The 15900-nt window shown below is 70.9% G+C and carries 12 protein-coding genes; 7 read left to right on the forward strand and 5 right to left on the reverse strand.

What is annotated here, in order from left to right:
• Positions 1-43: 43 nt before the first annotated feature.
• From B7K21_RS03895 to B7K21_RS03910, 4 genes are read left to right on the forward strand one after another with little or no spacing between them, the layout of a single operon-like run.
• Positions 44-2788 (forward strand): MMPL family transporter, encoded by a 2745-nt coding sequence (locus B7K21_RS03895; protein ID WP_084073902.1) that lies wholly within the window; start codon positions 44-46, stop codon positions 2786-2788.
• Positions 2789-2795: 7 nt separating this feature from the next.
• Entirely contained in the window at positions 2796-4736 is a 1941-nt protein-coding gene (locus B7K21_RS03900; protein ID WP_159448403.1) for a YhgE/Pip family protein, read from the forward strand.
• Positions 4733-5428: a response regulator transcription factor gene (locus tag B7K21_RS03905; protein WP_084073904.1), complete on the forward strand. Its 696-nt coding sequence runs from the start codon at positions 4733-4735 to the stop codon at positions 5426-5428. Before B7K21_RS03900 ends, B7K21_RS03905 begins: the two co-directional genes overlap by 4 nt.
• Complete coding sequence (locus B7K21_RS03910; protein WP_084073905.1) at positions 5429-6796, forward strand: cell wall metabolism sensor histidine kinase WalK; 1368 nt, start codon at positions 5429-5431, stop codon at positions 6794-6796.
• Here the strand turns inward: B7K21_RS03910 and B7K21_RS03915 are convergent.
• Positions 6793-7485 carry a tyrosine-protein phosphatase gene (locus tag B7K21_RS03915; protein ID WP_159448404.1) on the reverse strand — a complete coding sequence of 231 codons (693 nt, stop codon included), beginning with the start codon at positions 7483-7485 and terminating at the stop codon, positions 6793-6795. The genes B7K21_RS03910 and B7K21_RS03915 overlap by 4 nt on opposite strands.
• Positions 7486-7608: 123 nt before the next feature.
• Here B7K21_RS03915 and B7K21_RS03920 point away from each other — a divergent pair, with 123 nt between their 5' ends.
• Positions 7609-8436 carry an oxidoreductase gene (locus B7K21_RS03920; RefSeq protein WP_084073907.1) on the forward strand — a complete coding sequence of 276 codons (828 nt, stop codon included), beginning with the start codon at positions 7609-7611 and terminating at the stop codon, positions 8434-8436.
• Between the two features lie 109 nt (positions 8437-8545).
• Here the strand turns inward: B7K21_RS03920 and B7K21_RS03925 are convergent, their stop codons facing one another.
• On the reverse strand, positions 8546-11353 hold the full coding sequence (locus B7K21_RS03925; RefSeq protein WP_084073908.1) for an ExeM/NucH family extracellular endonuclease: 2808 nt from the start codon (positions 11351-11353) through the stop codon (positions 8546-8548).
• Positions 11354-11521: 168 nt separating this feature from the next.
• Here B7K21_RS03925 and B7K21_RS03930 point away from each other — a divergent pair, with 168 nt between their 5' ends.
• Positions 11522-11851 carry a helix-turn-helix transcriptional regulator gene (locus tag B7K21_RS03930; protein WP_084073909.1) on the forward strand — a complete coding sequence of 110 codons (330 nt, stop codon included), beginning with the start codon at positions 11522-11524 and terminating at the stop codon, positions 11849-11851.
• Positions 11848-12948: a permease gene (locus B7K21_RS03935; protein WP_084073910.1), complete on the forward strand. Its 1101-nt coding sequence runs from the start codon at positions 11848-11850 to the stop codon at positions 12946-12948. Before B7K21_RS03930 ends, B7K21_RS03935 begins: the two co-directional genes overlap by 4 nt.
• Positions 12949-12969: 21 nt before the next feature.
• Here the strand turns inward: B7K21_RS03935 and B7K21_RS03940 are convergent, their stop codons facing one another.
• The 3 genes from B7K21_RS03940 to B7K21_RS03950 all read right to left on the reverse strand — a co-directional run bounded on the left by B7K21_RS03940 (position 12970) and on the right by B7K21_RS03950 (position 15849).
• Positions 12970-13935 (reverse strand): hypothetical protein, encoded by a 966-nt coding sequence (locus tag B7K21_RS03940; RefSeq protein WP_084073911.1) that lies wholly within the window; start codon positions 13933-13935, stop codon positions 12970-12972.
• 175 nt (positions 13936-14110) lie between these two features.
• A complete protein-coding gene (locus B7K21_RS03945) occupies positions 14111-15064 on the reverse strand; it encodes an electron transfer flavoprotein subunit alpha/FixB family protein (RefSeq protein ID WP_084073912.1) in 954 nt (317 codons plus the stop codon).
• Positions 15061-15849: an electron transfer flavoprotein subunit beta/FixA family protein gene (locus B7K21_RS03950; RefSeq protein WP_084073913.1), complete on the reverse strand. Its 789-nt coding sequence runs from the start codon at positions 15847-15849 to the stop codon at positions 15061-15063. The genes B7K21_RS03945 and B7K21_RS03950 overlap by 4 nt, the downstream gene beginning before the upstream one ends.
• Positions 15850-15900: the final 51 nt, after the last annotated feature.

A 15900-nucleotide genomic window follows, 5' to 3' on the forward strand; every position in this document is an offset into this window, starting at 1 on the left:
CTGGACGCCGTCACCCGCCCTCCACGGAACGGAATGCCCACCCATGTCGCTCGCACTGCACCGGCTCGGCCACCTCGTCGGCCGCCACCGCGGCACCTTCATCGCCGCCTGGATGCTGCTCCTGCTGCTCGTTGGCGGCGCCTCGCAGCTGCTCGGCTCGTCGTTCGCCGACGACTACACCATCTCGGGTACGGAGTCGCAGGAGGGCCAGGACGTGCTCGCGGCGCGCTTCGGCGACGCCGCCGCCGGGGCGACCGGGCAGGTGCTGTATCGCGTCGAGGCGGGATCGGACGTCACCAGCGATGAAACGATGGCGGTGATCGAGGAGAGCCTGGCCGCCATCTCCGGGATCGACGGTGTCGCGGGGGTTCCCGACGCCGAGGACCTGGGTATCGACGAGGCTGGCGATGCCGCGCTCGGCACAGTCCAGTTCGAGGACGCGAAGCCGAGCGCGGAGACGCTTGACGCGGTCACGGAGGCCGCGACGGTCGCTGCCTCGGGCGTGAGCTCCACGATCGGAGGTTCCGCATTCTCCGAGACGCCCGAGCCCGAGGGCCACACGTCGGAGATCATCGGCATCGTCGTGGCACTGCTGGTCATGGTCCTCACGTTCGGATCGCTGCTCGCCGCAGGAATGCCAATCCTGACTGCACTGCTGGGCGTCGGGACCACGCTGTCGGCGATCACGCTGCTCACCCACGTCACCTCGGTCTCGAACGCGTCACCCGCATTCGCCTCGATGCTCGGGCTCGCGGTCGCGATCGACTACTCGCTGTTCATCCTCTCCCGCCACCGCGCCGAGCTCGCGACGGGCGCCACGCCCCGCGAGGCCATGGCCCGCGCACTGGCCACGTCCGGCTCGGCCGTCGTCTTCGCGGGCCTCACGGTCATCGTGTCGCTCGTGGGCCTCGTGGTGGTGAACATTCCTCTGCTCACGGTGATGGCGCTCGCTGGCGCGATGGCCGTTGCGATGGCCGTGCTCGCCGCGCTCACGCTGCTTCCGGCGGTGGCGCTGCTCGCGGGCGCCCGTCTCACCCCGCGCACGCGCCGGGGGCCGAGCACGGGCGAGCGCGTCTCGTCACGTTGGATCGACACGGTCACCCGCAGGCCGCGCATCACGATCGCGGCCGTGGTGGCAGTCCTGGGGATCGTCGCGGTGCCAGCGTTCTCGCTGCAGCTCGCACTGCCCGACGCCGGCCACGAGCCCGAGGGGACCGCCGCGCGCGAGCACTTCGACGCGGTCGCGGAGACGTTCGGCCCCGGCTGGAACGCGCCGCTGCTCATCACCGCCGACATCCTCGCTTCCGACAACCCGCTGCGCGCGGTTGAGGACCTCGAGGAGGCGGTGGCGGCGCTTCCCGGGGTGGCGGCGGTGGACATGGCGACCCCGAATGCCGCGGCAGACACGGCGCTGCTGCGCGTCATCCCCGAAGGGGGGCAGTCGGATCCCGCCACGGAGGACCTGGTTCACACGATCCGCGAGCACGCGGACCAGGTGGAGACCGATCTCGGCATCGACGACATCCGCGTGACCGGCACCACTGCGATCAACATCGACGTCTCCGAGCGGCTTGAGGCGGCGCTGCTGCCGTTCGGGCTCACCGTCGTGGGCCTGTCGCTCGTGCTGCTGCTGATCGTGTTCCGCTCTGTCGCCGTCCCCGTCAAGGCCACGGCGGGCTACGTGCTTTCCGTCGGCGCGGCTTTCGGCGCGATCGTGGCAGTCTTCCAGTGGGGTTGGCTTCCCTTCATCCTGGGGGATACGGTCCCCGGCCCGCTCGTGAGCTTCCTGCCGATCCTCGTGATGGGCGTGCTGTTCGGGCTCGCGATGGACTACGAGATGTTCCTGGTGAGCCGCATGCGCGAGGAGTACGCCCACACCGGCGACCCGCACCGCGCGATCCGCGCAGGCTTCGCGCATTCAGCCCCGGTCGTGACTGCCGCCGCGATCATCATGGTCAGCGTCTTCGTGGCCTTCCTTCCCGGCGGCTCGGCGACTATCAAGCCCATCGCCTTCGGACTCGCCGTGGGCGTCGCGGTGGACGCATTCCTCATCCGCATGACTCTCGTGCCGGCCGTGCTCACCTTGCTCGAGGACCGCGCATGGTGGATCCCCGACTGGCTCGATCGACGCCTGCCGGTCGTCGACGTCGAGGGCGATGCGCTCGTGCGCCAGACGGCCGTCGACGGCTCCCCCGAGGCATCGTGTGCGGTCGCAGCCCGTGGCCTCGTGGCGCGGCGAGGAGACGTGCCGCTCGACATCGACGCCGCTCCTGGGGACATCGTGACGCTCCCAGTGCCCGACGCCGACGCCCAGATCGCCATCGCCGCAGTCCTCACGGGGCGCTCGCGATCGTATGCGGGCGAGCTCGTCGTGGACGGCATGATCCTGCCCGAGCGATCCGAGGAAGTGCGCTCCCGGTCCGCCGTCGCGTTGCCGGACGCCGCCGATGAACGGGTCTGCGCGATCGCGATGGTCGACGCCGAGCTGGGCCTCGCGGGCGTGCGAGGCCAGCGCCGTCGCGAGAACTTGGACCACGCCGCCGGTCTGCTCTCGGCGCTCGGCATCGCGCACGACGCCCCGGTGGCGACGCTCGGCGCAGCGGACCGGCGCGCGCTCGTCGCGGTGACCTCTCTCGCTGCCGGCGCACGCGTCATCGTGCTGCCCGGCGCCCCGGATGAGCGGCTGTGCGCACTGCTCACCGGTCATGGCGCCGCCGTCGTCGCGTTCCCCCCGTCCCGCGCCACCCTCGCACGAGCCGGCGCCACGCCGCTCGAGATCGGAGCCTGAGATGCGCATGCGCCTCACCCGCAGCACTGTCCTCGTCGCTCTCGCCGCCGTCGCACTGCCCGCCATCGGCGCGGCCGTCCTGTCGTGGAGCGTGTCTGACCGCACCGAGTCCCTCGCATCGGTCCCGGTCGCGATCGTCAACGACGATCAGATCGTCACCGGCGAGACTCCGATGGCGGCCGGCCGTGCGCTGAGCGACGCGCTCGTACACCCGGATGACGGCGAGGAGACGCTCGATTGGACCGTCACCAGTGCGTCCGCCGCCGAGCAGGGACTCGAGGATGGCACGTACCTCGCGGTGCTCACGATCCCCGAGGACTTCTCGGCCTCCGTGCTGTCGATCAGCTCGGAGGACCCGGAGCAGGCCGCGCTCACGCTCGAGACCGATCCCGCCGCCTCCGCCAGCACCGCGCTGATCTCGACGGCGTTGAGCACGGCCGCGGCGGACACGCTCGGCACGCAGATCGCCGAGACCGTGCTCACCGCCACGTACACGGGGCTTGGGGATCTCTCCCTCGCACTCACCCAGGCTGCTGACGGAGCGGACCAGCTCGCCGACGGAGCCGATGAGCTCGCCGAGGGCACCGCGCAGGTGGCCGATGGTGCCGACGCGCTTGCGGATGGCATCGCGACGCTCGCCGACGGAGCGGACCAGGTCTACGGCGGCGCCGCAGCTCTTGCGGACGGAGCCGCACAGGCGGCGACGGGAGTCGAGCAGCTCTCCGATGGCGCCGAGGCGCTGGCCACCGGGGCGACGTCGCTCGCGTCCGGATCGCGCGGCGTCTCGACGGGCGTCGCCGGTTCCGCCGACGGCGCCGGCACACTGGCACAGTCACTTGTGGACCTCGCAGCGACCTGCACCGCCTCGGGCGCTTCCGCCCAGTACTGCGCCTCCATCGCCGGTGTCGCGGCAGGGGCCTCCGAGCTCGCGGACGGCCTCGGCACGCTAGCGGGCGCGGCCGACGCGACGGCCAGCGGAGCCTCGGCGCTCGCCGCCTCGACGGTTCAGTACGCTGACGGTGCCGACGCAGCGGCGAGCGGTCTCGACGGTCTCGCCGACGGCGCGAGCCAGGTGGCGCAGGGCACCGCCAGCATCGCCGACGGCCTGGCAGCCTCGGCCGATGGCGCACGGCAGCTCACCGATGGCACTGCGGGGATCGCCGAAGGTGCGTCGTCGCTCGCCGAGGGAAGCGTCGCTCTGGCCGACGGGCTCGCGCAGGGCGCTTCCCAGGCGCCCTCGTACACCGAGGACCAGGCTGCCGAACTCGCGTCGGTGGTGGCCTCCCCGGTCGCGCTGAGCGCCTCGGCGGAGAGCAGCGGCTCGGGCTGGGCAGCCGCCGCCATCCTCGCCATCGTGCTGTGGCTCGCACCGCTCACCGTGTGGGCTCCGGGCCGCCGCGCGGATGGGGCCGCACTGCTCGCAGCGCCCGCCACGTCGCGCCGGGTGGCACGCGCCCTGGCACGACCCGTCGTGCTCCTGGCAGCAGGACAGGCCGTCGCGACGGTGCTCGTGCTCGCGCTGATGGGGATCTCGATGGACGCGATCGTGGGAGTCACCCTGCTGTCCGTCCTCGCGGGAGTGACGTTCGCGCTCTTCGCCGCCGGGCTGCGGGCGGCCCTCGGCCGATTCGCACTCGCGGCGTACGCGCTGCTGACGCTCGTGCAGGTGGGCACGCTCACCGGCGTGCTGCCGCTCGAGTCCGCTCCGGCGCCGTTGGCTGCCGTCTCGGGCCTCATGCCCGCGACCGCCTTCATGAACGCTGCCGCAACGTTGGCTGGCGATCCGACCGGCGCGTCCGTCGCGGGCGCCGCGGTGTGCCTTCTCGGCTGGGCGGTGGTGGGCATGGCACTCATCCGCCGCCGTGTGGCGCTGGTCCGGATGCCCCGCGCGCTCACGGCGCGCGGCCCCTTCACCGCGTTGACCTCCGATGGCAGGATGACGGCATGACCGCGCGCGTGCTCGTCGTCGATGACGACGAGGAGATCCGCACCATGCTCGCCTCGACCCTCACGTTCGCGGGTTTCGAGGTTGGCCTCGCCGACGGCGCGGCCGCCGCCCTCGATGCGATCGCCTCGGACCGCCCCGACGTCGTCGTGCTCGACGTGTCGATGCCGGGCGCGGACGGCTTCGAGGTGGTCCAGCTCATCCGTGGCCGCGACTCGGCGCTGCCCGTGCTGTTCCTGTCCGCACGCGACTCGGTCGAGGACCGCGTACGAGGGCTTCGGCTCGGCGGCGACGACTACGTCACGAAGCCGTTCAGCGCGGTCGAGGTGGCGGCTCGCATCGAGGCGCTGCTGCGTCGGGGGGCGCCCGCGACTGCGTCCGACGCCCATGAGGTGCTCCGATACGAGGACCTCACGATGGACCTCGCGGCGCACCGGGTGGAACGCGCAGGCAGCGAGGTCGCCCTCTCTCCCACCGAGTACCGTCTGCTCGAACTCCTGCTGATCAACGCGGGCCGCGTGCTCTCCAAGGGACAGATCCTGGAGAACATCTGGGTATACGACTTCGGCGGCGACACCAACGTCGTCGAGCGCTTCATCTCGAATATCCGCCGCAAGGTCGACGACGGCAGACCGCCGCTGATCCACACGGTCCGCGGCTTCGGCTACACCCTGCGCTCGGGCGATGGTTCCTGAATGAGGTCCATCCGTGCGCGGCTCACTCTTGCCCTGTCGGCCATCACCCTCGTGATCGTGCTCGGGGCCGCGGGCATCGGGTCCATCGCGATCCCTCGCGTGCTCGAACAGCGCGATACCGACAGGCTCACCACTGCAGCGGCGAGGTCCATCGCCAGCCTCGAGGCCACCGGGGGTGCGGTGCTGATCGAGGGGTCGCTCACCGGGGTGGCGGGCGATGCGCTCGGGGTGGTGCTCGTGGCCGACGATATGCCGATCGCGGCGGCTGGAGTTGCGAGCGAGGACAGCCCAGCACTGTCGAGCGTCACGTCGAGCGACCCGGTGAAGGTCGCCGAGCACTACCTCGCCGTCGGCATCGATGTCGCCGACCTCAACCTGGTGTTCAGCGACGGCGACGGCTCGGTGACCGTCGACCGCGCCGTTCTCGCTGTCCGCACCGCCGACCGTGAGGCGGCAGTGAGCGAGATCGCCACATGGCTGCTCCTCGGCGCTGTGGCGGTCACGTCGCTGCTGATCGGCGTCGCCACGGTGGTGGTCGCGCGCGGACTGCGGCCCCTGGATGACATGGCCGACCGCGCGCAGCGCATCGCGGACGGCGACCGGACCCTGCGCCTCGCCTCAGACGATGCAGCGGACCCGTCGATCGCGCGCACCGCGCGCACCGTCAATGCGGCGCTCGATGCTCAAGAACTCGCGGAGCGAAGACTGCGGTCGTTCCTCGCCGATGCCTCGCATGAGCTGCGCACACCGCTCACGACCGCGAGCGGCTGGGTCGATCTGTACCTGCGCGGCGGCCTCGACGACCGTGCGAGGCTCGACGACGCGATGACCCGGGTCGACGCCCAGCTCACACGGATGCGGCTCATGACCGACGAGATGCTTCAACTCGCGCGCACGGACGCAGGCCGCCCGCTCGAGCGCGAGGCCGTCGACCTTGCGCAGGTGGCGCGAGACGTCGTCGAGGACGCGCGCGTGGCGTCCCCAGAGCGTCGCATCGACATCGAGGCACGGGAACCTGCGATCGTGAGCGGGGATGAGCCTCGCCTCGCGCAGGTACTGCGCAACCTCGTCGGCAACGCGGCACAGCACACGGCTGCCGACGCGCGCATCGCCGTCATCGTCACTCCGGGCGCCGACCACCACACGGTGACGGTGGTCGACACCGGTGCAGGGATCCCCGCGACTGACCTCCCGCACCTCTTCGACCGCTTCTGGCGCGGCGGCAGCGCTCGCTCCGCGAAGGGCGGAGCCGGTCTGGGGCTCGCGATCGTGCGCTCGCTCGTCGAGGCGCATGAGGGGTCGGTCGTCGTCTCGAGCATCGTGGGCACCGGCACCGAGTTCACGGTGACCCTGCCCGCAGCACGCTAGAGCGCGAGCAGCCGCTGCTTGAGCGACGTCACGACGGCCGCATCGCCACCCGCCGAGACGAACCAGGCCTCCACGCCACCCGGATGCGCGTCCCACGTGTCGAGCACGAGCTCGATCGCGTGTGCAGGCGCCTCGAGGACCTCACGCGGGATGTCGGCGAGGTTGGCGGCACCGTCGCCGATGCCGAACTGACGCGCCATGCGCGCGAGCACCCCAGGCATCGACGCGGTCGTCAGCACGTAGTCCTCGACGATGTGCCGGCGCTCCACACCGATCAGCGCGAGCGCGAGCGCGACGGTCACGCCGGTGCGGTCCTTGCCCGCGGAGCAGTGCACGAGCGCCGACCCGTCGGCCTGCGCCACGATGGTGACGGCCTCGACGAACCTGGCCGCGGCGTCGGGCTGGAGCATGCGTCCGTAGAGCCCGGCGATCGTGCCGCCCGCGGCCTGCGACGCGAGCGCGGCATCCGCGAAGACCGGCACCTCGACCACCGTGGTGAGCGACGCGAGCGGGTGACCATGCGAGCGCTCCGCGTCGTCGCGCAGGTCGATCACGACGGACGGCGGCCATGGCTCATGGCCCGTGGGCACCTCATCGCCGACGTGCGGTGCATCCGACCGCCACAGGATCCCCGGCCGCAGACCGGGAGTGCGATGCGCCACGTCGCGCAGGTTGGCAAGGGAGTTCACGCACAGCAGTCCACCACACACCACCGACACTCACCAATGGCCCCAGGTCCCGGGCGCACCCGCCCGACGCGCGGGTAGCGTGGGACGGGCACGGCGCCGACGCTCGGGCCGGGAAGGAGCACCATGGCCACCTGGTTCATCACGGGCTGCTCGACGGGCATCGGCCGCGCCACAGCCGAAGCGGCAGCCGCGGCCGGGCACACGGTCGTCGCGACTGCGCGCCGCACCGAGACGCTCGACGACCTCGTCGCCCGCTTCCCCGACCTGGTGCACGTGGAACCGCTCGACGTCACCGACGACGCCTCGATCGCGGCCGCGGTGGACGCGGCGGTGCACCGCGTCGGCGAGATCGACGTGCTCGTCAACAACGCCGGCATCGGCTACTTCGCCGCCATCGAGGAGTCCGACCCTGCCGAGGCGCAGCGCGTCATGGATGTGAACTTCTGGGGCTCCGCCAAGGTGACGACAGCCCTGCTGCCGCATCTGCGCGCACAGCGCAACGGCCATATCTTCACGATCTCGTCGATCGCCGGAGTCCGCGGCTCGGCGGGGCTCGGCTACTACTGCGCGTCAAAGTTCGCCGTCTCCGGGTTCATGGAGGCGCTCGCCGCTGAGGTCGCCCACCTGGACATCACCGTCACCCTCGTGGAGCCCGGCCCCGTGCGATCCGAATGGATCCCCTCCGGCGCGAAGGTCGAGGACGGCCTCGCCGACTATCGCCCGGTGATGCGCCCCTTCTGGGAGCGCATCCACGCGCTGCCGGGCAACCAGCCGGGCTCACCCGCCGCACTTGCCGAGGCGATGCTCACGCTCGCCTCGTCCGCCGCTCCCCCGCTGCACTTCATCGCCGGTGGACACGCATTGACGCAGACGCGCGCCAAGCTCCAGCGACTCGCGGCGGACGTGGACGCGTGGGAGGACCTCACCCGGTCCGTCGACCGCGAGGACTAGGCACGTCTTCGCCCCCGGCCACGGCATCGGGCATGTGCCTTGCGCGACGGAGCCCGCGCCGCTCACCGAGGTGAGGGACGCGGGTTCCGTCTGCGTATGACGCCGTGCGTCAGGCGAACGAACCGCCCATGCGACGGCGGACGAGCGCCGCTCCGGCTGCCAGCAGCGACACGGTCAGCAGCACCATGATCGCCGGGTCGGCACCGGTCTGAGGCATCTCGGCCAGCACCTCGATCTCGGCCTCGGCGAGCACCTGGCCGTCCGCGGCGCGGACCTGGATGTGGTGCGTGCCAGGCTCCAGGCTCTCGGGCAGAGTCACCTGGACCGTGACCTCGCCCGAGCCGAGCGTGATGTCGGCCAGCTTCTGGTACGTGCTGGCCACGCCGACCTGGAACTTGCTCGCGAAGAGGTCGAGCAGCTTCTGAGGCACATTGCCGCTGATCTTGATCGGCAGAGACTGCCCGGGGAAGAAGGTGCCGGCGGGCGTCGTCACCGTGAGCGGAGCACCCACGAGCGACAGGCCCACGAGCACCGGATCGTGGTCGGACGACCGGTACGCCGTTCCCGCGGCGAGCTCCGGGAAGTCGCCGTAGTACTGCAGATCCGACGCCTCGTCGGCGTTGATATGCAGATGCGCTGCGCCCGTCACCGCCCCCACGAGCGAGTCCGAGGCGAACGCGTAGTCGAGCTGGCCCCACTCGGCGAAGTACACGTACGAGTAGTCGCCGCCTGCGACGAGGCTCGTGAAACCCGCTCCCGTGATGACGTCGATCGGGTTCTCCTGCTCGTAGGCGTTGTAGTCACCCAGCATCAGGACGCGGTCCTCGCCGGTACCCGTCGGGTCGTCGTTCGCCCAGTCGACCAGCGCCTCCGCGGCTGCGGTACGCGTCTGGTCGCAGTTGCCGGCGAGGGTGTCCTCGCCCGGCTCGTCGCATGCCGAGCCCTTGGACTTGAGGTGGTTGACGACGATCGTGAGGGACTCGCCCGTGGCGATCTCGGTGAACGTCTGCGCGAGCGCAGGGCGGTTGCGATCGTCGTCGAAGCGGGCGTCCACACTCGAGTCGAGGATTGCGAAGTCGCCGGTCGGCTCGACGGTGGTCTGGTCGTAGATCGCACCGACCTTGATGACGTCGGTGCCGATCACGCCGGTGTCGAGCACCGCGTAGCGGTCCTCGCCAAGGGCGTCGTTGACGGCATCGACGAGCCCGTCCAGCGCCTCGACGTCGACCGTGTTCTCGATCTCCATGACGCCGACGATGTCCGCGTCGAGCATCGTGATCGCCTCGACGTGCTTGGCGAGCTGGAGCGCATACTGCGCCTCATCGTCGGCGCCGCGGCAGTTCTCGTCTCCCTCGGGCCCGCACAGCGGAGCGTCGTAGCCCAGGGTGGCGAAGAAGTTGAGCATGTTGAAGCTGGCGACGGTGAGGTCACCGCCCACCTCGGGAGCCTCGGTGGGACGAGGGTTGGAGTCCACGAAGCTCGCAGTGTTGTCCTCGCCCTCGGCTGCGAGCGAGCCGTTGCTGTAGAGCCGCCAGTCGTTGAAGGCATAGCTCATGACGCCGGTGAGTCCGCTGACCGTGGCGCCTGCGCGCAGCGGGTTGTCCGCCGTGGTGGCGTCGCCGCCGATGCCGAACGGGATCTCGACGATGTCCTCCTTCGACTTCGCCGACGCGTCGTCGAGGACCAGCATGTTGAGCAGGTTCGCGGCGCGGACCTCGTCGGCGGGTGCGCCCGGGTCGGCGACCGACGTCGGATTCCAGAGGCGGCCGTTGGCGGACAAGGTGATCTCGCCGTAGTTGTACAGGTCGTACACGTCCGAGACGGTGAGAGTCTGCTCGAAGGTGACGAGCATGCCCTCGTAGCGCTCGAAGTAGTCCTCCGAGGGCTGCGGGAGGGTGACCTGGGTCGGCGCGACGGTCGCAGTGCCGTCGATGATCACGTCCTCGGAGTCGATCCACTTGATCTGCGTGAGGCCGTTGTACTCGTCGATGGTTCCGGTGATGGTGACGACGTCTCCCAGCTCGACGTCCGGCGAGTAGTCGTATACGAAGAGACCCTCCGACGTGGCGGGGTCGTCGTCCTCGTCCGCAGCCAGCGACTGAATGAAGTAGCCGGAGAGCTGGTAGTCGCCGCCCTGGCCCTGGTAGTCGCCCACGACCACGCCGGTGGTGGTGACGATCTCACCCTTGTAGGGCGAGTCCTCGCCCGAACCCTGAATCTCACTGATGAGCAGCTCCTCGGGGCCGGTCGGCTCGCCGCCATCGCCCGCGGGAGCCACGTAGGCGCCTGCCGCGCACGATGTCGAGTGCGAGCCGATGTAGTCGAACGTGTCCTGCGCATACACGGTCCAGTCATCCGTGCTGGGCGCGTACACGTCACTGGGATCGGTATCACCCGCACAGACCGATGCGTTGCGCACCATCGTGTGCTCGCCGGTGGCGCCGGTGGTGCCGGCCACGGCCCACGCCGCGCCCGGGTCGAAACCCACCTGGCCGATCGAGTCCACCACGATCGCGCTGCCGCCAGTGGGTGTGTAACTGAGGACGACGGCGTCGTCCCCGTTGTAGTACGTCACCGTGCTGTCAGTGCCGGGGGTGACCTTCAGCGCTGGGTCCGCGCTGGCGTTGTAGACGACATAGGTCCCGCCCGGCGCGATGCTGTCGCCCGACGTGAAGGTGATGCTGTTGGTCACGGAGGTGCCGCCGTTGTTGTACGCAGCGAGGGTGTAGCCCTCAAGGCTGACCGTGTCCGTGGTGCCGTTGTAGATCTCGATCGCCTTGTTGTTCGACGAACCCTCGATGTACTCCGAGATGAGTAGTCCTGTGATCTCCCCGTCGGCCGCGGTGGCGGGGGCTGCGACGGCGATCGCGCTCCCCATGCTCAGCAGGCCGATGGAGAGGAGTGCGCGCAGACGCATGGTTCCCCCATTGGGTTTGTTCTTCCGGGACCAGTCCAACCTAGGCACGCGAGGTGACGACCGAAATGTTCATCTCGTTAACAGTGTGTGAATTCTCCCTGGCAGTGGACGCCGGCGCCGCCCGACGCAGGGGTTGCGATTCGAATGGAAGAGACGCATACTTCACGCATGGTTGAATCAACTTCTATTGAACTGACAGCGCGAGCAGACGCGGATCCCCTCGCTGCCGAGAGCGCCGCGGTGCTCGCCGCAGTGGCGGATCCGCTGCGCTTCAGCATCCTGCGGTTCCTGGGCGCCGAGGGCGAGCAGTGCGTGTGCGACATTCAGGCTGTCTTCCCCGTCGCCGGGAATCGCATGAGCTACCACCTCAAGACGCTGCGCGAGGCCGGGCTCGTCGCCTCGGACAAGCGCGGGCGCTGGGTGCACTACCGCGTGGCAGACGGCGCCGCGCAACGGCTCCAGGCCTCGCTTCCGCTCACGCAGGGTTCGCTCGCATGACGACTGAGGCCGCCTGCTGCACCGGTCCGGCCGCGATCCCCGCCACCCCTGCCGAGACGACGTGCTGCCCCGCGACGCCTGCGGCATCCGCGCTCGCCGTCTCATCGACGCGCCTAAGGCTGGGCATCGTGCTGGGCGGCGCGGGCGCCGCCGCGCTGATCACCGTCGCTGACCCGATCTGGGCGCGGACGCTCACCGGCGTCGGCCTCGGTCTCGACTCCGCACTCGGCACCGCGGTCCACTTCGCGCTCTACGAGACGGGAAAGATCCTCGCGCTCATCGCCGTGCTGGTGTTCGCGATCGGCGTGCTCGGCACGTGGCTCACGCCCGCACGGCTCCAGCGCCTGCTCGCGGGACGGGGCCAGGTCGCCGGCCACGCGATCGCGGCGGGCTTCGGCGCGGTCACGCCCTTCTGCTCGTGCTCCTCGGTGCCGTTGTACGTGGGCATGACGCGCGCGGGCGTGCCGACGGGCGTCGGGCTCACGTTCCTCGTGGCGAGCCCACTCGTCAACGAGGTCGCGCTGGCCCTGCTCGCCTCCATGGCGGGCTGGGCCGTCGCGGCGGCCTACCTCGCGCTCGGACTCACGATCGCCGTCGCCACCGGCGCGACGGTCGGGGCGCTCGCCCGACGCCGTGAGGCCTCCGCGCCGAGCCTCCTGCCACTCGCCATGCCCGCGCCACGCCCGACGCTGGACGACCGCCTGCGCGCAGGCCTCGCCGAGGCGAAGGGCACACTGCGCAAGCTCTGGCCGTTCGTCGTCGGCGCGATCACGGTCGGCGCGGTGATCCACGGCTGGATCCCCACCGACGTCATCGCCCGCCTGGGCGACCAGTGGTGGGGCGTGCCCGCGGCGGTGCTGCTGGGGATCCCGCTGTACTCGGCGACCGCGACCGCGGTGCCGCTGATCGCACCGCTGTATGCCGCGGGCATTCCGCTCGGCACGCTGATCGCTCTCATGATGGCCGTGGTCGGCCTGTCCGCACCGGAACTGATCATGCTCCGCAAGGCGATGCCCGCGCGCGTGCTCGTCACCTTCGTCGGGGTGGTCGCCTCCGGCATCGTCGCGGCCGGCTACCTGCTCAACGCGTTGACCTGACGCAGTCCCCGGCACCGAGAGTCATTGCAGGAGCGCGAGCATCGGCGAGTCGCTCGGCACCACGATCGGCAACGCACTCCCGCCGGCACGGAACCGCACGCGCACAGCGTCCGGGTAGCGACCGTCGGGCTCGACCTCGATGCCGTCCACCGCAGCGAGCGGAAGCGTCAGGCGAGACGACGACAGCGTCGGCACGGACCCGCGCGTCAGCCACGCGTGACGGCCGAGCACCTCGAGCACCCGCTCGTCCCCCGCCAGGATCCCTCCCTGGAGCGTCACCGGCGCCACGACGTGCTGCGCACGCTCGACCATGCCGGACAGCCCGGACCCGCCCGGCCACACGCGGCGGCTGCGGTGGCACGCCCAGGGCGTCACTCCCCTGTGCTCGGCGCGCAGGTCATGCAGATCACCCACGAGGCCCAGGTCGCCCTTGCGCTCGAGCGGCGTGAGATCGGCCTCGACCCCCGCCGTCTTCGCGAGGATCCCCCGACCCCACGTGCTCGGCTCGCGCCGCTCGAAGACGTCGCGGACCGCATCGATGAGCTGGCCGACGCCTCCGCGCGGCGAGCCCGAGTGGCGCATCCTGATGGTCCGCCCATCTGCGGCGTACAGCGTGACGCGTCCATGCAAGAGGTTGACTGCGTCGTGCAGCGCGACCAGTTCGGCCAGACCGATCCGCTCGGTCTCGTATCCGCGCTCGCGATCCTCGACACGCGAGTCGGGACTGCCGTGCCGCGTGAGGACCTCGATCCCGTCGTCGTCGATCACGACGAGGTGGTCGTACAGATCCATGTCCGGCTTGGCGTCGCGGTGCGCGATGTCGCGTGGCACCTTGAGGACGAGCGATGCTCCGTCGAGATCGAGGTCAGCGCCGCGGAACAGCGGCGGCACGTCCTCGGGCCGCGTGACACGGTCGATCCACGGGCCGAATCGCGCCCACTCCTCCGTGGGCTCGAAGGGCTTGGTGTACTCCGCCTGCCTGGCCATGGCTACCTCGCCTCCCCCGGGTCTCGGCGCCATCGCCGCCCCGGTGCTCGCGGGGCCCGCTCGGTCCCCCGATGCAGGGCCCTCACCTTCGAGCGTACGCCGCGCGACGCGAGGTCTCACCTGGAGGAACGATGGTCGCGCTCACATCCTTCGGGCGAAGCGACCTGCCCCGCGATCAGGCCCCGCGCGCCTCCTTGAGCGCCGCGATGGCCTGCGGGAGCACATCGTTCAGGTCGCCCACCACGCCCAGGTCCGCGATCTCGAAGATCGGGGCGTCGGGGTCGATGTTGACGGCGACGATCGTGCCGGAGGCCTGCATGCCACCGCGGTGGTGCACCGCGCCGGAGATGCCGCACGCGACATAGAGCGCTGGCGTGACGGTCGTGCCCGTCTGGCCCACCATGTGCTCGTGCGAGATCCAGCCCTCGTCAGTGGCATCGCGCGAGGCGCCGACCGCCCCGCCCAGCACGTCCGCGAGCTCGCGCACCAGCGCGTAATCGCCGTTCGTGCCGCGACCTCCCGACACCACCACGGGAGCCTCCGCCAGCGGCACGCCTTCGGCCTGCGGCACGGGCTCCACGGACACGAGGGTCTCAGGCGTCTCGGGCGCTTCGAAGATCACCGTCTTGGGCGTGGCCGCCGCCGGCTCGTCGAGAGCCGCGGCCTGCGTGGTGTTGGGGCGCAGCCCCACGATCGCGCGCTCCGCGTTGATGCGCGTGCGCACGTTCCACGTCGCGGCGAACACTGTCTGCGTGGTCTCGACGCGGCCGTCCACGATCTCGGCGCCGGCGGCGTCGACGACGACGCCCGCACCGGTCTCGAGCGCGAGCAGCGTCGCGACCTCCTTGTTGAGGAAGGTCGACGTCACGAGGACCACGTCCGCGTCCGACGCGGCGGCGCCCAGCGCGGCGGCCCGCACCTTCGGGAGACGTCCGGCATCGCCTGCGTCGAGGTGGCGCACCTCGGTCGCGCCGTGGGCACCCAAGTGGGCGAGAGCCTCGGCGCCGGGTTCGGCGCCGATCCACACGGCGACCGGGGTCCCCAGCGAGCGTGCGAGCGTGAGCGTCTCCAGCGTCGGGCGGGCGACCGCGCCGTCCCGCTGCTCGACGAGAACTGCGACCGTGGTCATGCGAGCCCCCTCTCGATGAGGAAGTCGGCAAGCACCTTGCCGCCCTCCCCGGTGTCCGTGACGACGCGGCGATCCTCGCGCGGTGGTCGCGGCGCGGCCTCGACCACCGTGGTGCGCGCGGCGATCGCGCCGACGGATGCACCGTCGACGCCGATGTCGGCGAGCGACCACTGCGCCACGGGGGCCTTGCGCGCCGCCATGATCAGCTTGAAGTTGGGGTAGCGAGGCTTGTTCGCCTCGTCCGTGACCGAGACGAGCGCAGGCAGTGCTGCGGAGACGGTCTCGTGCGCGTCGGGCATGTGGCGCACGATGGTCGCGGTGCCGTCCGCCACCGTCAGCTCAGAGGCGAGCGTCAGCTGCGCCCAGCCCAGGTCAGCCGCGAGCGCGGTGGGGAGCATCGAGGTGAGGCCGTCGAGCGCCGCCATGCCCGTGATCACCAGGTCCAGAGGAGTCTCGTCGTGGACCTTACGGATCGCGGCGGCGAGCACCTTCGCGGTGCCGAACACGTCGGCGCCGGCGACCTCCTCGTCGGTGACGTGGATGGCGTGGTGTGCGCCCAACTGGAGGGCCTTGCGGACCGCGGCCACCGCGTCGGGCCCGCCGACGGTGAGTGCGTAGACCTCGCCCTCCCCCGCCGCCTCGACCAGCTGCAGGGCAGCCTCGACGGCGTTCTCGTCGAGCTCGTTCATCGAGCCGTCGTCAGCCGTGCGGGTGACGCTGCCGTCGGTGAAGGAACGCTGGGACTGAAGATCAGGCGTGAACTTGACCGTGACCAGGATGCGCATGGTTTCCAGCGTAGTCGCGCGCGGGGCACCTCGCCGCATGCCCGTGGGGGC

This window comes from Demequina sp. NBRC 110052 (assembly GCF_002090075.1).
GTDB lineage: Bacteria > Actinomycetota > Actinomycetes > Actinomycetales > Demequinaceae > Demequina.